The 16,476-nt window shown below is 67.6% G+C and carries 16 protein-coding genes; 3 read left to right on the top strand and 13 right to left on the bottom strand.

What is annotated here, in order from left to right:
- Nucleotides 1-25: 25 nt before the first annotated feature.
- The 3 genes from DOM67_RS01305 to thpR all read left to right on the top strand — a co-directional run bounded on the left by DOM67_RS01305 (nucleotide 26) and on the right by thpR (nucleotide 5,149).
- On the top strand, nucleotides 26-1,255 hold the full coding sequence (locus DOM67_RS01305) for an efflux RND transporter periplasmic adaptor subunit (RefSeq protein ID WP_232825097.1): 1,230 nt from the start codon (nucleotides 26-28) through the stop codon (nucleotides 1,253-1,255).
- A 94-nt stretch (nucleotides 1,256-1,349) separates the two neighbouring features.
- On the top strand, nucleotides 1,350-4,532 hold the full coding sequence (locus DOM67_RS01300) for a multidrug efflux RND transporter permease subunit (RefSeq protein ID WP_110673862.1): 3,183 nt from the start codon (nucleotides 1,350-1,352) through the stop codon (nucleotides 4,530-4,532).
- An 86-nt stretch (nucleotides 4,533-4,618) separates the two neighbouring features.
- Nucleotides 4,619-5,149, top strand: coding sequence for an RNA 2',3'-cyclic phosphodiesterase (gene thpR / locus DOM67_RS01295; protein ID WP_157958763.1), 531 nt, complete (start codon nucleotides 4,619-4,621; stop codon nucleotides 5,147-5,149).
- 8 nt (nucleotides 5,150-5,157) lie between these two features.
- On the opposite strand, the gene phnP is transcribed toward thpR, so the two are convergent.
- The 13 genes from phnP to phnC form a co-directional block, all read right to left on the bottom strand.
- The gene (phnP, locus tag DOM67_RS01290; RefSeq protein WP_110673860.1) at nucleotides 5,158-5,913 is read right to left on the bottom strand and encodes a phosphonate metabolism protein PhnP; all 756 of its coding nucleotides are present in this window, start codon (nucleotides 5,911-5,913) and stop codon (nucleotides 5,158-5,160) included.
- Nucleotides 5,910-6,467 carry a ribose 1,5-bisphosphokinase gene (gene phnN / locus DOM67_RS01285; RefSeq protein ID WP_110673859.1) on the bottom strand — a complete coding sequence of 186 codons (558 nt, stop codon included), beginning with the start codon at nucleotides 6,465-6,467 and terminating at the stop codon, nucleotides 5,910-5,912. Before phnN ends, phnP begins: the two co-directional genes overlap by 4 nt.
- 228 nt (nucleotides 6,468-6,695) lie before the next feature.
- Nucleotides 6,696-7,844: an alpha-D-ribose 1-methylphosphonate 5-triphosphate diphosphatase gene (locus DOM67_RS01280; RefSeq protein WP_110673858.1), complete on the bottom strand. Its 1,149-nt coding sequence runs from the start codon at nucleotides 7,842-7,844 to the stop codon at nucleotides 6,696-6,698.
- Nucleotides 7,841-8,608 carry a phosphonate C-P lyase system protein PhnL gene (gene phnL, locus DOM67_RS01275; protein ID WP_110673857.1) on the bottom strand — a complete coding sequence of 256 codons (768 nt, stop codon included), beginning with the start codon at nucleotides 8,606-8,608 and terminating at the stop codon, nucleotides 7,841-7,843. The genes DOM67_RS01280 and phnL overlap by 4 nt, the downstream gene beginning before the upstream one ends.
- A gap of 11 nt (nucleotides 8,609-8,619) precedes the next feature.
- Nucleotides 8,620-9,429, bottom strand: a complete 810-nt coding sequence (phnK, locus tag DOM67_RS01270; RefSeq protein ID WP_110673856.1) for a phosphonate C-P lyase system protein PhnK — start codon at nucleotides 9,427-9,429, stop codon at nucleotides 8,620-8,622.
- On the bottom strand, nucleotides 9,426-10,259 hold the full coding sequence (locus tag DOM67_RS01265; protein WP_110673855.1) for an alpha-D-ribose 1-methylphosphonate 5-phosphate C-P-lyase PhnJ: 834 nt from the start codon (nucleotides 10,257-10,259) through the stop codon (nucleotides 9,426-9,428). The genes phnK and DOM67_RS01265 overlap by 4 nt, the downstream gene beginning before the upstream one ends.
- Nucleotide 10,260: 1 nt before the next feature.
- Nucleotides 10,261-11,385 carry a carbon-phosphorus lyase complex subunit PhnI gene (locus tag DOM67_RS01260; RefSeq protein WP_110673854.1) on the bottom strand — a complete coding sequence of 375 codons (1,125 nt, stop codon included), beginning with the start codon at nucleotides 11,383-11,385 and terminating at the stop codon, nucleotides 10,261-10,263.
- Nucleotides 11,385-12,020, bottom strand: coding sequence for a phosphonate C-P lyase system protein PhnH (gene phnH / locus DOM67_RS01255; RefSeq protein WP_232825096.1), 636 nt, complete (start codon nucleotides 12,018-12,020; stop codon nucleotides 11,385-11,387). Before phnH ends, DOM67_RS01260 begins: the two co-directional genes overlap by 1 nt.
- A 50-nt stretch (nucleotides 12,021-12,070) precedes the next feature.
- The gene (gene phnG / locus DOM67_RS01250) at nucleotides 12,071-12,511 is read right to left on the bottom strand and encodes a phosphonate C-P lyase system protein PhnG (RefSeq protein WP_110673852.1); all 441 of its coding nucleotides are present in this window, start codon (nucleotides 12,509-12,511) and stop codon (nucleotides 12,071-12,073) included.
- Nucleotides 12,508-13,326 carry a phosphonate metabolism transcriptional regulator PhnF gene (gene phnF, locus DOM67_RS01245; RefSeq protein ID WP_157958762.1) on the bottom strand — a complete coding sequence of 273 codons (819 nt, stop codon included), beginning with the start codon at nucleotides 13,324-13,326 and terminating at the stop codon, nucleotides 12,508-12,510. Before phnF ends, phnG begins: the two co-directional genes overlap by 4 nt.
- A gap of 246 nt (nucleotides 13,327-13,572) precedes the next feature.
- Nucleotides 13,573-14,367: a phosphonate ABC transporter, permease protein PhnE gene (gene phnE / locus DOM67_RS01240; protein ID WP_110673850.1), complete on the bottom strand. Its 795-nt coding sequence runs from the start codon at nucleotides 14,365-14,367 to the stop codon at nucleotides 13,573-13,575.
- Between the two features lie 94 nt (nucleotides 14,368-14,461).
- A complete protein-coding gene (gene phnD / locus DOM67_RS01235; protein WP_110673849.1) occupies nucleotides 14,462-15,496 on the bottom strand; it encodes a phosphonate ABC transporter substrate-binding protein in 1,035 nt (344 codons plus the stop codon).
- A 90-nt stretch (nucleotides 15,497-15,586) separates the two neighbouring features.
- On the bottom strand, nucleotides 15,587-16,411 hold the full coding sequence (phnC, locus tag DOM67_RS01230) for a phosphonate ABC transporter ATP-binding protein (protein WP_110673848.1): 825 nt from the start codon (nucleotides 16,409-16,411) through the stop codon (nucleotides 15,587-15,589).
- Nucleotides 16,412-16,476: the final 65 nt, after the last annotated feature.

Raw genomic sequence — 16,476 nt, 5'->3', positions numbered from 1 at the left:
CGGGGAATATCACACGGAGCGAACCATGATGGAGAAGTTCAATCAGCCCCCTGCGCCTGGCGCAAGGTCGGCCGCCTTCACGCCGGTCACCGGGCAGCCGGTCAAGTGGCTACCGGCCATATGGCTGCTGGCGGCCCTGAGCCTGGCCGGCTGCGATGCCCACGGCGAGCCCCAGGCCGCCGCACCGCCACCGCCCGAGGTCGATGTCGCCACCGTCGCGGCCGAGCCGATCACACTCACGGAGACCTTTACCGGGCGCATCGAGGCCCCCGAGACCGTGGCCTTGCGCCCGCGGGTGAGCGGCTATGTCGATGAGATCGCCTTCACCGAGGGCCAGTTGGTGAAGGCCGGCGACCTGCTCTTCCGCATCGATCCGCGCCCCTACGCAGCGCGCGTCGATGCCGCCAAGGCGGCCCTGGCGCAGGCCCGTAGCCAGCGTCAGCTCGCCGACGTCGAGGCCGGCCGCTCGCGCAAGCTGATCGGCCGGCACATGATCTCCCAGGAGCAGCACGACCAGCGCCAGGCGGCGGCACAGGACGCCCGCGCCCGCGAAGCACAGGCCCGCGCCACACTCACCAGCGCCGAGCTCGACCTCGAGTACACCCGCGTCACCGCGCCGGTGGCCGGACGCGCCGGGCGGGCGATGGTCACCCGCGGCAATCTGGCCAACGCCGACCAGACGCTGTTGACCACGCTGGTCTCGGTCGACCCGCTCTACGTCTACTTCGACAGCAACGAAGGCGGCGCCGAGAGCACGCAGGCGAACCTCGACCCGGCCCATCCCGTGCCGGTGCGAGTGAGCCTCACCGGCGAGAGCGGCTTTCCCCATCGCGGGCGGCTCGACTTCGTCGACAACCGTATCGATCCCACCACCGGCACCCTGACCTACCGCGCCGTGCTCGACAATCCAGAAGGTCGCATCCGGCCCGGCCAGTTCGCCCGCGTCGAGATGCCCGTCGCCTCGCTCACCGCGGCGGTGCTGATCGACCGCCAGGCGGTGTTGACCAACCAGGATCGGCGCTTCGTCTATCGGGTGGCCGACGACAACAGCGTCACCCCGCGCCCGGTGGTGACCGGCCGCGCGGTGGGTGACCGGGTGGTGATCCGCGACGGTCTCGCCCCCGGCGACCGCATCGTGGTCAACGGCACCCAGAAGATCTTCGCCCCCGGCATGACGATCTCACCGCATCCGGTCGATCAGCATCCGGCCAACACGCAATCCACGGCCGAGGGCGCGCTCACCTCGCGCTCTTGAGCGACGGCGGCGCCAGGTGCGCCGCCCACGCCCCCATTCCCGGGAACGACGACAAGCGGCGGGCATCGCATCCGCCGCGCAGGAGCCCCAAGGCATGAATGTTTCGCGTTTCTTCGTCGACCGCCCGATCTTCGCCGCGGTGCTGTCGATCGTCATGCTCGCGCTCGGCGCGATCTCGATCCCCAACCTGCCGATCGGCGAGTATCCGGACGTGGTGCCACCCTCGGTGCTGGTGCGCACGGTCTACCCCGGCGCCAACCCCAAGGAGATCGCCGACACCGTCGCCGCACCGCTCGAGGAAGCGATCACCGGCGTCGAGGGGATGATGTACTACAAGTCCGTCGCCGGTTCCGACGGGGTGCTGCAGATGACGGTCACCTTCCGCCCCGGCACCGATGCCGAACAGGCCACGGTGCGGGTGCAGAACCGCGTCAGCCAGGCCCTGGCACGCCTGCCCGAGGCGGTGCGTCGCCAGGGTGTGACCACCCAGAAGCAGTCGCCGACCTTTCTGATGGTGGTGCATCTGGTCTCGCCGGACGACCGCTACGACACCCTCTACCTGCGCAACTACGCCCGCCTGCACGTACGCGACCAGCTGGCGCGCATTCCCGGCGTGGGTGAGGCGCAGATGTTCGGCGGCGGCGACTACGCCATGCGCGTATGGCTCGACCCGGACCGGGTCGCCGCCCACGGTCTGACCGCCGGCGATGTGGTGGCGGCGATTCGCGACCAGAACGTGCAGGTCTCCGCCGGGCAGATCGGCGGCGAGCCGATGCCGGACAGCGACTTCCTGACCCTGATCAACGCCAAGGGGCGCCTGACCAGCGAGGCGGAGTTCGGTGACATCGTGCTCAAGACCGGCGCCGATGGCGACATCCTGCGGCTCAAGGATGTCGCCCGACTGCAGCTCGGCGCGGGCGACTACACCCTGCGCGCCCGCCTGGACGGCAAGGACGCCGTGGCGATCGGCATCTTCCAGTCACCCGGGGCCAACGCGCTGGAGATTCGCGACCAGGTGATCCACACCATGGACGAACTGGCGACCCAGTTCCCCGCCGGGCTCGAGTATCGCAGCGTCTACGACACCACGCTGTTCGTCACCGACTCGATCCACTCGGTGATCCAGACACTCCTCGAAGCGGTGCTGCTGGTGGTGCTGGTGGTAACGCTGTTTCTGCAGACCTGGCGCGCCTCGCTGATCCCGTTGCTGGCGGTACCGGTATCGGTCGTGGGCACCTTCGCGGTACTGCTGCTGCTCGGCTATTCGATCAACACCCTGACCCTGTTCGGGCTGGTGCTGGCGATCGGTATCGTCGTCGACGACGCCATCGTGGTGGTGGAGAACGTGGAGCGCAACATCGAGCAGGGGCTGGCACCGCATGCCGCGGCTCACCAGGCGATGCGCGAGGTCTCGGGGCCGATCGTGGCCATCGGCCTGGTGCTGTGCGCGGTGTTCGTACCGATGGCCTTTCTCTCCGGCGTTACCGGCCAGTTCTATCGCCAGTTCGCGGTGACCATCGCCATCTCCACGGTCATCTCGACGGTCAACTCGCTGACGCTGTCGCCGGCCCTGGCAGCGATGCTGCTCAAGCCCCACGATGCCCCCAAGGATCGCCTGACGCGCCTGATCGATTTCCTGTTCGGCTGGCTGTTCCGCCCCTTCAACCGGCTCTTCAATGCAGGCTCCGAGCGCTATCGGGGCGTGGTGTCGCACAGCCTGAAACGCCGCGGCGCGGTGTTCGTGATCTACCTGATACTGCTGGGCGCCACCGGCTATCTGTTCAAGGCGGTGCCGCCAGGGTTCATTCCGGTGCAGGACAAGATGTACCTGATCGCCGGCGTCAAGCTGCCCGAGGGCGCCTCCCTCGAACGCACCGACGCCCTGTTGCGCCAGGTGGTGGAGATCGCCAAGCACACCGATGGCATCGAGCACACCCTCTCGTTTCCCGGCCTCAACGCACTGCAGTTCACCAACACGTCCAATACCGGCCTGGCGTTTCTGACGCTGGCACCGTTCACCGAGCGCACGCGCTCCGCGGCACAGATCAATGCCGAGCTCGCCGGCAAGCTCGCCCAGCTCAAGGCCGGCATCGCCTTCTCGTTCATGCCGCCACCGATCCTGGGTCTCGGCAACGGCTCCGGCTACCAGCTGTTCCTCGAGGATCGCGGCGGCCTCGGCTATGGCCCGCTGCAGGAAGCGGTGAACGCCTTCCAGGGGGCGGTGATGCAGACCCCGGGGATGTCCTACCCGATCACCAGCTATCAGGCCAACGTGCCCCAGCTCGATGCCGAGGTCGATCGCTTGAAGGCCAAGTCGCAGGGGGTGGCGGTAGCGGATCTCTTCGCCACCCTGCAGACCTATCTGGGCTCGATCTATGTCAACGATTTCAACCAGTTCGGCCGCACCTGGCAGGTCATTGCCCAGGCCGACGCCCCCTACCGCGACAGCGTCGAGGACATCGCCCGCCTGCGCACACGCAACGCTCAGGGCGAGATGGTACCGATCGGCTCGATGATAAAGGTCAACCAGACCTTCGGCCCCGACCCGGTGCTGCGCTTCAACGGCTATCCTGCCGCCGATCTCGCCGGCGAGGCCGACCCGCGGGTGCTCTCCTCGCCCCAGGCGATGGCCGAGCTGACCCGGATCGGCGCCCAGGTACTGCCGGCGGGGATCGACTTCGAGTGGACCGATCTCAGCTATCAGCAGGCGACCCAGGGCAACGCGGCGCTGATCGTGTTCCCGCTGGCGGTGATGCTGGTGTTCCTGGTCCTGGCCGCGCTCTACGAGAGCTGGACCCTGCCGCTGGCGGTGATCCTGATCGTGCCGATGTGCGTGCTCTCGGCACTGATCGGAGTGCGCCTGGTGGGCGGCGATACCAATATCTTCGTCCAGGTGGGGCTGGTGGTGCTGATCGGGCTGGCCTGCAAGAACGCGATTCTGATCGTCGAGTTCGCGCGTGAGCTGGAGCTGCAGGGGCGCGATACCGTGACCGCGGCGCTGGAGGCCTGCCGCCTGCGCCTGCGCCCGATCATCATGACCTCGATCACCTTCACCGCGGCGGTGATACCGCTGGCGCTGGGCCACGGCGCGGGTGCCGAGGTGCGCCAGGCACTGGGGGTCGCGGTCTTCGCCGGCATGCTCGGGGTGACCCTGTTCGGCCTGCTGCTGACGCCGGTGTTCTACGTTGTACTGCGTAAGCTGGCCGGGCCGCTGAAGCACGCGCATGCCTCCACGCTGGAGGGTGAAGAGTCACGGCCGAACCCCGATACCCACTGAGCGGCAACCGCGGTCGCATGGGGAAGCGTTGGCACGACGGGAAGCGATGCGTCACCCTGCGGGTAACGCCATCGGGAGCCACGCTCGTGACCCTTTCTCGCCGACTCTTCTTCGCCCTGTGGCCCGACGACGCCAGTCGCCGGGCCCTCGCCACCGAGGCCGAGCGCCTGGCACCCCGCTGCGGTGGCTATCCGCTACCGGCGCAGAACATGCATATCACGCTGGCGTTTCTGGGCAGTGTCGACGCCTCGCGGCTGACAGCACTGCTGGAGCTGACCCGAGCGTGGCCGGCGCTGCAGGGCGAGTGGACGCTGGATCGACTCGGCCACTTCCCCCAGCCGCGCATCGTCTGGGCCGGCAGCCAGATGCCGGACCCTGCCCTGCTGGCGCTCAATGCCGAGCTCTGGCAGGCGCTGGCACGGCACGGTTTCACTGCGCCACAGCGTGACTTCACCCCGCATGTCAGTCTGGTTCGCCAGGCCGACCGCGCACCGCCCTCATCACGGCTCTCCGCCCCGCTGTGCTGGCGTTTCGACCATCTCGCGCTGGTGGAGTCGCAGCTCGGCGAGGGCGACTCGCGCTATCGCACCCTGGCTTGCAGCCACGGCACTGCTTGACCCCGGGGTCAGCACCGAATCTCCTGACTGTCACAGGCGACCTCGACGCCCTCGGGCAGCATCGGGGGCGCAGCCAGCCAGTGGGCGTCCAGTTCGTGACTGATGTGTGTCAGCCAGGCGCGGGAAGGGCCCAGACGCTCGATGATCTCCAGTGCCATGGTGAGGTTGTTGTGGTTACGCGGCGTGTCAGAGGAATCCGGATGGGTCGCGTCGATCACCACGCCATGGGGCTGCCACTCGCTCAGGAAGCGCTCGGTGGCCCCGGGCAGGCCAACGGTGTCGCACAGCCAGGCCAGACGGTTGACGCCGTCTTCGATCGCATAACCCAGCGTCGGCTTGCTGTGATTGAGCGGCAGCGGCGTCAGCGTGAGGCCACCGAGGATGAGCGGCCGAAACGGCTTGAGACCCGGGCGGAAGTCGAGAATGCCGGGGTTCTTGTGCAGGTCGGCGCAGCCCTGGGCATCCTTGGGGCCATACACCGGAATCGACTCACCCCGCCCCCAGCGCAGGTGCAAAAGCCCCTGGACGTGATCGGCGTGGTAGTGGGTCAGCAGAATCGCGGCCGGGCGCTGACGCTCGCAGCGTTCAGCCAGGTCCATACGACCGGCGTCGATCAGGATCAGCTCGCCATCGAGCTCGATCTCGCCGGCGCAGGGCCCGCGGCGGTGGCCGTTCAGCAGCCGCGCCCGCTGACACGCCGGGCAGTCGCAACCGAAGCAGGGCACCTGGGCGCTGTCGCCGGTGCCGGCGAAACGCAGCTTCACGCCGAGGGCTCCGTCAGGTGCGGCGCCTCGATCCAGGCTTCGAGCGCCGCGACGCTCAGTGCCAGTTCGCCGCCGTTGTCGAGCCGCGGGATGTCGCCCAGGGTCTCCTCGTCGCCGACCCGCGCCAGCCGCGCCTCGATCTCGGCGGGCGTCTCGCGCCCACGCGCGAGCAGACGTCGGCGCAGCACCTCGGCATCCGCCACCACCAGCAGGGGCAGCAGCGACTTCCCGAAGCGCGCCCGCGCGAGCGCCAGCGCGCGGCGGCTGCCGTTGAGCACCACCGTATGCCCCGCCGCCAGCCAGGACTCGAGCTCGATGCCGACGCCATAGTCGAGTCCATGGGCGTGCCACGCCAGGCAGAACAGCCCCTGCGCCCGGCGCTCGGCGAACTCGGCGGCGCTCAGCTCGACGCAGTTCTCGCCGCTACCGCTGGCCCGAGTGATATAGCGATGCGCCACCAGCACATCCGGGCGGTGCTGGCGCAGTTCGCGCAGCAAGCTGTCCTTGCCGACCCCGCTGGCACCCATGACGTAGATCAAACGACCGTCGCTCATTTCAGCCTCTTTCTATCTACGTATTCCAGATACTCCCGGCCGTGAGATAAATTGCCGGGCGTGATGACCGAGACATCGGCATTTATCCAGGGTCGATCTGAAAATCGACTAGCGCAGTCCAGACAAGGCAAAAATCGGCGAAAGAGCGGAGTTTACGGGGTGTAAATGAGCATCTTGAGCCGATTTTTAACGCCGTATGGACAAGCGCAGGCATTTTCAGACGTACCCTCAGTGAACTTGCTTACCGGCAGACCAAACCCGCTGCACCACCGGATGCCCGTCGATCACGCGCACCCGAAGCAGATCGGCACGCAGCCCCGGCGCCAGACGGCCGCGGTCGGTCAGGCCGACCGCCTCGGCCGGCAGGCGTGTCGCCGTGGCAACCGCCTGGGGCAGTGCGTAGCCGTTCTCCATCGTCGCCACCTTGAACACCGCATCGAGCAGCGCCGCCGGGTAGTAATCCGACGACAGGATATCCAGCACGCCCAGTTCGACCAGCTCGGCAGCGGCGATATTGCCGGAGTGGGAGCCGCCACGAACCACGTTGGGCGCCCCCATCATCACCGCCATGCCGGCCCGGTGAGAGGCCTGTGCCGCCTCGCGGGTGGTCGGAAACTCCGCCACACGGGTCCCATACTCGGCGCTGTCGGCGACGTGCTCGACGGTGGCGTCATCATGGCTGGCGATCGCCAGCCCGCGCTCGCGACAGATCGCCGCGATGGCGCGACGATGCTCGGCGCTGTAGCGCTGGCTGTTGTCGATCTGGGACGCCATGAAGGCATTCATGGCCGCGTCGTCGAGCTTGTACTTGCCCTGATAATAGATGCGATAGGCGTCGAGGCTGGCGAACTGGCGCTGACCGGGGGCGTGATCCATCAGCGACACCAGCCCCAGCAGCGGTGATGACGACAGCTCGTGGAAGCGCGCCAGCGTGTTCGGGTGGCTCACCTCGCAGCGCAGATGGAGGCGATGATCGACCCGCGCCAGCCCCTCGTGGGCGATCCGCGCCAGGGCGTGGCACATCGCATCGAGTGCGCCATGACGCATGCTCTGTTCGTCGACGTCACCCACCGAGACCGCGTCGAACACCGTGGTGATGCCGCTCGCCGCCATCTGGGCGTCATGCGCCAGCGCGGCCTGGAGCCCCGGCCACTCGACCTTGGGCCGCGGCTCGAAATACTTCTCCATATTGTCGGTGTGCAGCTCGACCAGCCCCGGCAGCAGGATGTCGCCCTCGCAGTCGATGGCAGCCGCGACCTGACTGGCACCGCGATCGACGGCGGCGATACGACCGTCGCGGATCACCAGGGTGCCGTCGATCGTCTCGTCGTCGAGCACCAGTGTGGCGTGCGTCAGAATCTGTTCCCGTACGCTCATGACAGGCTCTCCCGGCAGGGCTGGCTGGCGTTGGACAAGCCGCCCAGACTGCCATCCAGCGGCAGCAGGCGGTCGGCGACGCGCTCGCGCACGTCTTCGTCGTGAAAGATGCCGAGCATGGCGGTACCGCGCGCCTTGGCCTCACCGATCAGTGCAATCACCACGTCACGGTTGGCGGCATCCAACGATGCGGTGGGCTCGTCGAGCAGCAGCAGCGGATGCTCGCCGATGAAGCCGCGGGCGATATTGACCCGCTGCTGCTCGCCACCGGAGAAGGTCCCGGGGGGCAATTGCCACAGCCGCTCGGGCAGGTTGAGTCGCGCCAGCAGCGTCTCGGCCCGCTGGCGCGAGTCGGCTTCGTCGGCACCGCGGGCCAGCAGCGGCTCCATCACCACGTCGACGGCGGCGACCCGCGGTACCACCCGCAGAAACTGGCTGACATAGCCGATCACGTCGCGGCGCAGGCCATGCCAGGCATAGGTCGGCAGGGTTTCCAGGTCGAGATCGCCATCGTCGAAGTGCAGCCGGATCCGGCCCTGATCGATGCGGTAGTCGCCGTAGAGCATCTTCAACAGCGTGCTCTTGCCGATACCGCTGCGTCCGGCCAGCACCAGACATTCGCCAGCCTGCAGCGTCAGCGAGAGATCGCGCATCACGTCGATTTCGACCCCGCCCTGGCCGTGGAGCAGAAACCGCTTGTGGAGCCCCGCCACCGTGAGGCGAGGTCGGGCACGCTTCGGGGAAGCGCCAGTCTCGGAAAGCATCGAAGATATCCTCAAGGGGTGAGCACGGATGACACCAGCAGCTGCGTATATTCGTGCTGCGGATCGTCGAGAATCTGGTCGGTGAGGCCGGTCTCGACCACCTGACCTCGGCGCATCACCAACAGCCGGTGGGCGAGCAGGCGAGCCACGGCGAGATCATGGGTCACCAGCACCACTGAGAGGCCGAGTTGACGTACCAGCGTGCGCAGCATGTCGAGCAGCCGCGCCTGTACCGAGACGTCGAGCCCGCCGGTGGGCTCGTCCATGAACACCAGCCGTGGCCGGGTGACCAGGGTGCGGGCGATCTGCAGGCGCTGCTGCATGCCGCCGGAGAAGGTCCGCGGAGCATCGTCGATACGCCCGGGGTCGAGTTCGACCTGACGCATCCACGCTTGGCCGCTGGCGCGGAGCTGGCCGTAATGGCGCTGGCCCTGGGCCATCAGTCGTTCGCCGATGTTGGCCCCGGCGGACACGCCCATACGCAGGCCATCGCGGGGGTTCTGATGCACCAGCCCCCACTCGAGACGCAACAGTGCCCGGCGTCGCGCCTCGCCGATGGCGTAGAGATCGAGCTCGGCGTCCTCGCCCCCCGCGTCATCCGCCTGACGGCGGTACAGGACCTGTCCGGCATCCGGCGCTTCCAGGCCGGCGAGTACCCGCAGCAGGGTCGACTTGCCGGAGCCGGACTCGCCGACGATGCCCAGCACTTCGCCGGCGTGGAGTTGAAAGTCGATCGCCTCGCAGCCCTTCGCCGGGCCGTAGAGTCGGGTGATGCCCTGCACATCCAGCAGGACCGGGCGTTCCAGTACCGGCTTCTTCATGCCACCTCTCCCCGCCGGCTCTGGCAGTAGTCGGTATCGGAGCAGACGAATATCCGCCCGCCCTGGTCGTCAGTGATCACTTCGTCGAGATAGCTGTGATCGCTGCCGCACAGCGCGCAGGCGTGCTCCCAGCGCTGGACCTCGAACGGGTGGTCCTCGAAGTCGAGGCTCTCGACCCGGGTGTAGGGCGGAATCGCGTAGAGCCGCTTCTCGCGCCCGGCGCCGAACAGCATCAGCGCCGGATTGCCGTCGAGCTTGGGATTGTCGAACTTGGGGATCGGGGAGGGATCCATCACGTAGCGTCCGTCGACCTTGACCGGGTAGGCGTAGGTGGTCGCGATATGGCCGTAGCGGGCGATGTCCTCGTAGAGCTTGACGTGCATCACGCCGTACTCCTCCAGCGCGTGCATCAGCCGGGTCTCCTGCTCGCTGGGTTCGATGAAGCGCAACGGCTCGGGGATCGGCACCTGGAACACCAGAATCTGGCCGGCGCGCAGCGGGGTTTCGGGAATCCGGTGGCGGGTCTGGATCACGTCCGCCGCCGTGGTTGCGGTGGTGGTCTCGACCCCGGCCACGCGCTGGAAGAAGTGGCGGATGCTGACCGCATTGGTGGTGTCGTCGGCGCCCTGGTCGATCACCTTGAGGATGTCGTCGGCGCCGAGAATGCTCGCGGTGAGCTGCACACCGCCAGTGCCCCAGCCGTAGGGCATCGGCATCTCGCGGCCGCCGAACGGCACCTGGTAACCGGGGATCGCCACCGCCTTGAGCAGCGCGCGGCGGATCATCCTTTTGGTCTGTTCGTCGAGATAAGCGAAGTTGTATCCGTTCATATCAACGCTCCTCCGGCTTGGGGCTGGCCGCATCACGGGCACCTTCGACTTCGGCCTGGCGCGCGGCATGTTCGCGACGCAGTCGCCTGAGCAGATCGAGCTCGGACTGGAAGTCGACGTAGTGCGGCAGCTTCAGGTGGGAGACGAAACCGGAGGCGTCGACGCTGTCGGCGTGGGCCAGCACGAACTCCGCCTGCTGCGCCGGGCCGCTGATCGGCTCGCCCAGCTCCTCGGCGCGCAGAGCGCGATCGACCAGCGCCATGGCCATGGTCTTGCGCTCGTTGTGGCCGAAGGCGAGGCCATAGCCGCGGGTGAACTGCGGCGCGGCTTCGCGCGAGCCGCCGAACTGGTTGATCATCTGGCACTCGCTCAGCGCGATCTCGCCGACGCAGATCGTCTCGTCCCACTCCTCGACATGGATCTCCACTTCCACCTGGCCCTGGCGAATCTCACCGGCGAACGGATGGTTGCGGCCGTAGCCGCGCTGGGTGGAGTAGCCCAGCGCCAGCAGGTAGCCCTCGTCGCCGCGGGCCAGCATCTGCAGCCGGGCGGCGCGCTCCATCGGGTAATCCGGCGGATCGCGGGTGATATCCATGGGCTCGCTGCCGTCGTCGATCGCCTGCTCCACCAGGCCCTCGTCGTTGAGCAGTTCTAGGATCTGCGGGCAGGGCTCGGCGTCGGTGACGTCATCCCGGGTCTCGGCAGGCGGCACCTCAGCGCCGACCAGCTGGAGGAAGTCGAGCAGCCGATGGGTGTAGTCGTAGGTCGGGCCCAGAATCTGGCCGCCGGGAATATCCTTGTAGGTGGCACTGATGCGCCGTTCGATGCGCATGCCGGCGGTGTCGAGCGGCTCGCTGACCGCCAGCCGCGGCAACGTGGTGCGATAGGCGCGCAGCAGGAACACGGCCTCGGTGAGGTCGCCACTGGCCTGCTTGAACGCCAGCGCGGCGAGTTCGGGATCATAGAGCGAGGCTTCGCTCATCACCCGGTCGACAGCCAGACGCAACTGATCGCCGATCTGGGCGACCTCGAGCTCCGCACGGTCGCGATCGCCCCGGCGGCGGTCGGCCAGCCAGCGGTGGGCACTGGCGATCGCCTGCTCGCCTCCCTTGACGGCAACGTACATCAGTTCACCTCCTTGGCATCGGCGCGCGTGACGCGGGTGCTGCGTGGCACCGCCGCCAACCGCGCGCTGCAGCCGAAGATCATGTCCAGCCCCTGGGGGAAGCTGGTGCGATTGGCGCCAAGGCGGCTCATCAGCCGCCGGCAGCCGGGGCTGTCACCGATATCGAGCAGCCGCGAGTCGGCGATACCGGGGCCACTGAGCCGCCAGCCGTTGGTATCGCCGCGTGCCTCGTTCGATTCGTTTTCCAGCCGCTCGACGGCGACCAGCAGCGTGGTGCCGCGGTCGGGGTAGGTATCGCTGCCCAGCGCAAACGGCATCTCTGGATCGAAGGCGTCATGGGTCAGCAGCGCAAAATCGGCGCTCGCCGGGTCGTCGGTGACGCGCGCCCCGGTGTGGAAGGTCAGCGCCTGGCGCAGGGCCGGCGAGTCGAGATCGGCGGCGATCCACACACGTGTCTCGAGATCGCAGAGCGTCAGCACCACGCCCCATAGCGCAGCGCCCAGGGCGTCACTCGGCGGTGCGGGCAGTGTCAGCGTCTCGAGCGTGCCCGGCTCGGACATCGCGCCGAGGATCTGGCGAAACAGGCGCTGGCTGTCGTGGGCGGGGTCGGCCAGCCCGGGCCAGGCTGCACTCACCGTCTCTCTCTGCACCCTCTCTCTGTTTTCTCTTTCTCTCTGCGCCATTGTCACTCCCCCCTGACCAGCGTGAAGAAATCGACCCGGGTGGCAGCAGCGGTGGCGGCATCACGTCGCTGGCGCTCGGCGAGTTCGTCGGCCAGCGGCGCCAGCACCTGGGTCTCGAGTGCCTCCTGCCACTCCGCGTGCTGGGCGACGGCATCGGCCAGCGCGATCAGTTCAGCGTGACGATGGTCGCGCCCGCGCACCCAGCCGTGGCCGACGGTGCCGTCATCGAGCGCCACGCTGGCACGGGTCAGGGTCATCTCGCCCAGGTGGAAAGCGTTGCCGGTGGCGCCGATGCGCCCCTTGAGCATCGCCATGCCGGTCTCCGGCCCGCGCAGGCAGCGGTGGCCGGGCAGCCGGCCCAGCGCGCCCCAGTGGGCCTCGATGTGGTGACGGGAGGAGAGCGCCAGCAGCCGCTGGCGGGCGCCTCGGGAGGTGCGAGTCATGCGTCGTCCTCGTCGGATGGAAAGAGAGCGGAAGCGGCGCTTGCGCCGGGGCTTGCGTGGCCCTGGCCCGCGGCTTCCTCGAAATCCCGGCCCGCGGCTTCTTCGAAATCAACGTGGTAGGCGAGCCGATCGGCACGCGCTCGCCCCACGGAGACCTCCACCAGCGCCCCCTCGGCATCGGTGTTGTCGCTGGTCATCACCAGCAGCGGAGCGTTGAGCGGGCACTGTAGCCAGCGGGTGTCGTCGCGATCGGCGCCGACGGCGTCGATGCGCACCCGCCGCCGATGCAGCTGCAGGCCGTAGTGCTGGGTCAGCAGGGCGCGGGTGGAACCGCCGCGATAGCGCGCCAGCCAGCCCGGTACCCGCGCCGGATCGAACCAGTGGCGCAGTCGCATCAGCGGGGCGTCGTCGACGGTGCGCACGGTATCGACCCGCAGCAGCGGCTCGCTGGCGGGGCGCCCGAAGCGCTGGGCGATGGACTCGGGAGGCTTCACGAGCCCCTGCTCGAGACAGCGGGTCGTCGAGGGCAGCCCGAGGCCGGCCAGGTTCTGGGTCACCTTGCTGCCGGCGCTGACGGCGTAGTCGAGCCGGCGGTCGACGACCTGGGTGCCGCGCCCCTGATGGCGGGTCACCATGCCGGCGGCGACCAGTTCGTCCAGCGCGCGACGCACGGTGTGGCGGTTGACCGCGAAGCGCTTGGCGAGCTGCGCCTCGGTCGGCAGCAGATCGCCCGGGGCATAGTCGGTATGGACCTCGCGCACCAGCACCTCGGCCAGTTCGCGGTAGCGGGGTAGTGTCAAAACTTGTCTAGACATCATCGGATACGCTCAAACCTGGATTGGAATATCCTCCGGGCCGTCTACGAAAAGTCGCCGAGCGACGCCCAGCCCTAGGCCCGTTCCCTACGGGCCAACGCACTTCCCACCTCCCTGTGGGTCGCAAGGCAAAAATTGGCGAAAAAGCGGAGTTTACGTGTGTGTAAATGAGCATTTTTTACCGGGCTGGCGTTCCAGCCGATTTTTAACGCGGTATGGGCGAGCGCAGGCAGTTTTCGTGATGGCCTAGATGAAGCGCTTGCGAACACGCTGCGACACCATGTCCAGCAGCGTCACGGCGACGATGATCACCAGCATGATCGTGGCGGTCTCGGTGTACTGGAAACCGCGCATGGTCTCCCACAGCGAGACGCCGATACCGCCGCCGCCGACCATGCCGAGCACCGTGGCGGAGCGGATATTGGATTCGAAGCGATAGAGGCTGACCGAGATCCACAGCGGCAGTACCTGGGGGATCAGGCCGAAGACGATCTCTTCCAGCCGCCCGGCACCGGTGACGCGGATACCCTCCATCGGCCCGGCGTCGGTGGCCTCCACGGCTTCCGAGAAGAGCTTGGCGAGCACACCGGTGGTATGCACGAACAGCGCCAGGGTGCCGGCGAAGGGGCCGAGCCCGACGGCGACCACGAAGAGCATTGCGAACACCAGCTCGTTGATCGCACGGCAAGCGTCCATCAGCCGCCGCACCGGCTGGTTGATCCACCAGGGCGCCAGGTTGTCCGACGAGAGCAGACCGAAGGGGATAGCGAACAGCACCGCCAGCAGCGTGCCCCAGATGGCGATCTGGATGGTGACCAGCATCTGGTCGATGTAGTGGTCGAGACGGCCGAAGGTGGGCGGCACGAAGTCGGCGGCCAGGGTCGCCATGTTGCCGGCGTTCTGGAACAGCAGGCTCGGCGCCATCTCGGCGCCCTGCCAGGCCCAGCCCAGCACGACGACGGCAATGGCCCAGCCCAGCAGCGTGGTCCAGCGGCGTCTGCCGGATCGGGCACGGATGTCGAAGGAAGCGGCGCTTTGCATGTGCGTTGTCCTGACGAAATCGGTGAAGGCCGAGGTGGCGCTATCGCTGGCGGCCGGGCGCTGTCCGCGACCTGCCGCCAGCGAGGGACATGGCCTAATCGACCATCGCCGTGGTGTGGTCGGCCTGAGCGGCGTCACGCGCTTCCATACGCTGGTTCAGCGCGTCGAGACGGGCGTCGAGCTCTGCCAGCTGTTGCTGCTTGGCGCTGGCATCGAGGGAGTCGTCGGCGGCGACCTGGGCACGCTGCTTGAACAGCTCGAGCTGACGAATCGGCAGCAGCTGGTCGTTGTCGGAAGCCGCGAAGCCGGACCACTGCAGCGGCTCGAGGATCGCTTTCTGCTCGTCGGTATCGCCGTAGCCGAGGAAGAACTGGCGCAGTTCATCCTTGGTCTGCTGCGGCAGATTGGTGCGCCAGACCAGCGGGTCGGACGGGATCAGCGGTGACTTCCAGATCACCTTGAGCTGGGCGGCCTTGTCGGGATGGGTGATTTCGAGGCGCTCCATGCTCTCGGTATTGAACGTGGCGACGTCGACCTGGCCGTTGGCCACGGTCAGCGCATTGGTCTCGTGGTTGGCGTTGAGAGTGCGCTTGAACGCGGTGTTGGGATCGACATGGTTCTTGGCGAAGACGTAGTAGCCCGGCACCAGATAGCCCGAGGTGGAGTTGGGATCACCATTGCCGAAGGTCAGCTTGCTGGCATTGGCGAGGATGTCCTGAACATCGTTGTAGGGGCTGTCCTGATTGACGATCATCAGGCTCCAGTAGCCCGGCGCGCCGTTGGCGGCGACGGTCTGGGCGAAGATCTCGCCGCTGGCGCGGTCGACCGCTTCCATCGCCGACTTGTTGCCGTACCAGGCCAGGTCGATCTTGTCGAAACGCATCGCCTGGATCACTGCGGCGTAGTCGGTGGCGAAGAACGGCTCGACCTTGACGCCCAGGGCATCGGACATGTCATCCAGAAACGGCTGCCACTGGGTCGCCTGATTGGTGCTCGACTCGGTGGAGATGATGCCGAAGCGCAGTGGCTCGTCGGCGGCCTGGGCGGAACCGGCGGCAAGCGTACCGCCGAGCAGACCGACCCCAGCGATCAGAGGCAGGGCCGTGCGGCGCAACAGGGAGGAGATCATGTCGTTTCCTTGAAGTGTCGTTGGTGATGACGCTTTGGGTGTGGTGCGTGGGTGAGGTGTCATGGGCCTTGAATCGCCCGCCCGAACGGCTCAGCCCACCGCATGCAGCGGCGGCGCGAACCGGTGATCGGCTTGGCGAGCTTCGAGCTCATCGAGGCCCGCGTTCTCGTAGAGCGCCTGCAGGCGAGCGTCGGTGAGGCCGGCGATGGGCCCGTCGTAGTAGAGGCGCCCCTGCTTCAGCGCGATGGCACGACGGCAGTAGCGGCGGGCGACGTCGACCTGATGCAGGGTGACGACGATGGTGCGGCCATCCTCGCGATTGATGCGCTGCAGGATCTCCATCACCTCCCGGGCACTGCGCGGATCGAGGGAGGCGATCGGTTCGTCGGCGAAGATCACCTCCGCCTCCTGCACCAGCGCCCGAGCGATGGCGACGCGCTGCATCTGACCACCCGACAGCGTATTGGCGCGCTGGTGGGCCAACCCGACGATGCCGACCCGCTCGAGGGCCCGTAGCGCCTGGTCCCGTTCCTGATGGGTGAAGCGGCCGGTCAGGGCGCGCCAGCGCGGCATCGCGCCGAGATGGCCGACCAGCACGTTGGTCATGACGCTCAATCGGCCGGCAAGGTTGAACTGCTGGAAGATGTAGCCGCAGCGACGCCGCTGTTCGCGGCTCGCCCCGAGCAGACGTCCGCCGCGCTGCACGTCGCGATCCAGTACCCGCACATGGCTGTGCGACTGGCGGTCAGCGCGGCTCAGGCCGATGAGGTGACGCAACAGGGTCGACTTGCCCGACCCCGACGGCCCGATCAGCGTGACCAGCTCGCCGGCGTGGATCTCGAAACCGATCTCGCGCAGCGCCGCATGGGTGCCGAAGGATTTGTCGAGCCGTTCGACGCTAACGATGGCAGTCATACGATTCGTCCCGGAAAGTGTCGGGCCGTGATTCGGACTACGAACCCCTGGCCCCGAAGTGTTGA

It is taken from the genome of Salinicola sp. RZ23, from assembly GCF_003206675.1.
Lineage (GTDB): Bacteria > Pseudomonadota > Gammaproteobacteria > Pseudomonadales > Halomonadaceae > Salinicola > Salinicola endophyticus.
Note: the sequence above shows the minus strand (reverse complement) of the source record. Positions and strands in the feature narration are given on the sequence as shown.

Excerpts from the sequence above, each read along its gene's own strand:
- phnE (WP_110673850.1), bottom strand. The coding sequence starts at position 14,367 with ATGCAAAGCGCCGCTTCCTTCGACATCCGTGCCCGATCCGGCAGACGC.
- phnC (WP_110673848.1), bottom strand. The coding sequence starts at position 16,411 with ATGACTGCCATCGTTAGCGTCGAACGGCTCGACAAATCCTTCGGCACC.
- DOM67_RS01280 (WP_110673858.1), bottom strand. The coding sequence starts at position 7,844 with ATGAGCGTACGGGAACAGATTCTGACGCACGCCACACTGGTGCTCGAC.
- phnD (WP_110673849.1), bottom strand. The coding sequence starts at position 15,496 with ATGATCTCCTCCCTGTTGCGCCGCACGGCCCTGCCTCTGATCGCTGGG.
- phnG (WP_110673852.1), bottom strand. The coding sequence starts at position 12,511 with ATGACTCGCACCTCCCGAGGCGCCCGCCAGCGGCTGCTGGCGCTCTCC.
- DOM67_RS01260 (WP_110673854.1), bottom strand. The coding sequence starts at position 11,385 with ATGTACGTTGCCGTCAAGGGAGGCGAGCAGGCGATCGCCAGTGCCCAC.
- phnK (WP_110673856.1), bottom strand. The coding sequence starts at position 9,429 with ATGAAGAAGCCGGTACTGGAACGCCCGGTCCTGCTGGATGTGCAGGGC.
- phnL (WP_110673857.1), bottom strand. The coding sequence starts at position 8,608 with ATGCTTTCCGAGACTGGCGCTTCCCCGAAGCGTGCCCGACCTCGCCTC.
- phnN (WP_110673859.1), bottom strand. The coding sequence starts at position 6,467 with ATGAGCGACGGTCGTTTGATCTACGTCATGGGTGCCAGCGGGGTCGGC.
- phnF (WP_157958762.1), bottom strand. The coding sequence starts at position 13,326 with ATGTCTAGACAAGTTTTGACACTACCCCGCTACCGCGAACTGGCCGAG.
- DOM67_RS01265 (WP_110673855.1), bottom strand. The coding sequence starts at position 10,259 with ATGAACGGATACAACTTCGCTTATCTCGACGAACAGACCAAAAGGATG.
- DOM67_RS01305 (WP_232825097.1), top strand. The coding sequence starts at position 26 with ATGATGGAGAAGTTCAATCAGCCCCCTGCGCCTGGCGCAAGGTCGGCC.
- DOM67_RS01300 (WP_110673862.1), top strand. The coding sequence starts at position 1,350 with ATGAATGTTTCGCGTTTCTTCGTCGACCGCCCGATCTTCGCCGCGGTG.